Below are 1,744 nucleotides of genomic sequence, written 5' to 3'. Positions count from 1 at the left end.
GCCCACGGCCGGGCGGCCGCTCGCCCGTGACCGTCGCGAGCGCGCGGTTGCCCGCCCCCTGCGGGCCGCCTGACCCGGCGTGCTCGCTGTGGCTTCGGCATGTGGTGGTGCGGCGCGGGCCGCCACGCCTCGCGGCCTGACAACCCGCCGCCCGTCGCGGCGCACAGAATCCGTTTCGTAGCACCGGTCTCCAGGACTCGGAGCAGCCATGCCACGCTCATTTCCGGCACTTTCCCCAGCAAATCCGCCGCTGCCGGCGGCGCGCACCTCGCTGAGCCGCATCGGCCCGGCAACCACGATCAGCCCGGCAACCACCTTCGGTGCGGCAACCACCACCAGCCCCGCAACCATGGCAGTCCCAGCAGCCACAACCGGTCCGGCGACGACCGGAGCGGTCAGATCGCCCGCCACCCCCGCTGTCGCGCGGGGCCGCCGCCGCACGGCCAGACCGACCGGGACGGTCATGGCCGCCTCGGCCGCCGCCGTCGAGCCCCAGCCCAAGAGGGCTGCCGGAGATCTGGAGCGGGCCGTCCTGACCCTGCTGTGGTCGGCCGACGAGCCGTTGATGCCCTTCCAGGTCCAGCAACGCCTCGGCGCCGGTCTCGCGCAGAGCACGATCGCGACGACCCTGTTGAGGTTGGTGAACAAGGGGATGGTCCAGCGGGCGCCGCGAGGACGAGGCTTCGCCTACCGTCCCCTGCGGCGAGCTGCCGACCACGCGGCAGGGCAGATGCTCGACTTCCTGCTGCGCGGCGAGAATCCCGACAGCGTCCTGCGATGCTTCGCCCGCCGGCTCTCCACCGATCAGCGCGACGTCCTTCTCCGCGCGCTGACCTGATCGACGGCAGATCCCACCAGGCGGCCATGTCACCGTGACCGGGGTCGCCGCCACGCCGTGACATGGCGGCGACCCCGCGCGGGCGCACCGTCGACGTCCCGCACCCGCCCCGGCCCGGGCCACGAGCGTTCCCCGGTAACGGCCAGGTGCGCGGTGGGCAGCCGGATGGCGGTGCGGTGTGTACGGTCCGCGGGCCAAGACCGTGCGGAACGCGCCGCGACCGGCCCCGCCCCGGTTCTGAGTCGTCTAGGCCGTCGCGGTGGGGTCCTCGCCGGCGAGGTGGGCGGTGATGCGGTCGAGCGTGGCGAGGTCGGCCGGGTCGAGTGCGACGAGCGCCGCGGGCGGCCGGTTGAGCATGTCGTCGGCGAGTCGGGCGGCCGTCCGGCCGGAGGCGGTCAGCTCGACGAGCTTCGAGCGCCGGTCGTCCGGGTGCACGGTGCGTTCGGCCAGGCCGCGCCGTTCCAGCTCGTGAACGGTCAGGGTGGTGTAGGGGCGGTCGATCGACAACGCGGCGGCGAGTTCGCCCAGAGTGAGCGGCCCGGCTTGCAGCGCCAGGAGCGCCCTGACCCGGATGAAGCTGAGGTCGAGTGCCTCGCAGACCTCCCGACGGCGCTCGTTGCGATCGACCACGACCGCCCGAATCCGCCGCCATACCCGAGCCGCCCGCGCCGACCTCTCCGCCCGCCCGGACAAAACCGCCGCCCCGGAGTACGTGCCTGACTCGCCCCGCCCGGCCGCATCGGCCGGGCGGGGCGCATGGGCCGGGCAGGGTTCATCGGCCGGGCAGGGCGCATCGAACGGCCCGGCCGCGTCAGCCGGTGCGGTCGGCTCGGGAAGCACGGCCGGCTCGGGCGCCCCGACGGGGACATCGACGGGCGCCGGCGCCGACCCCGGCGGATCGGCCAC

The 1,744-nt window shown here is 74.8% G+C and carries 2 protein-coding genes; one reads left to right on the top strand and one right to left on the bottom strand.

Going from position 1 to position 1,744, the window contains the following annotated elements; genetic code table 11:
* Positions 1–463 precede the first annotated feature (463 nt).
* The gene (locus ND748_RS31340) at positions 464–838 is read left to right on the top strand and encodes a BlaI/MecI/CopY family transcriptional regulator (protein WP_251749911.1); all 375 of its coding nucleotides are present in this window, start codon (positions 464–466) and stop codon (positions 836–838) included.
* Between the two features lie 246 nt (positions 839–1,084).
* Here ND748_RS31340 and ND748_RS31335 read toward each other — a convergent pair.
* The coding region (locus ND748_RS31335) for a MarR family winged helix-turn-helix transcriptional regulator (protein WP_251749910.1) at positions 1,085–1,744 on the bottom strand (660 nt) is incomplete at its 5' end.

The sequence above is a fragment of the Frankia sp. AiPs1 genome (assembly GCF_023716945.1).
Classification (GTDB): Bacteria; Actinomycetota; Actinomycetes; order Frankiales; family Frankiaceae; genus Frankia.
The sequence above is the reverse complement of the archived record's forward strand: the minus strand, read 5'-3'. Positions and strand labels throughout refer to the sequence as shown.

What these genes read in the sequence shown, in the direction of transcription:
- ND748_RS31340 (WP_251749911.1), top strand. Translation starts at nt 464, where the DNA reads ATGGCCGCCTCGGCCGCCGCCGTCGAGCCCCAGCCCAAGAGGGCTGCC.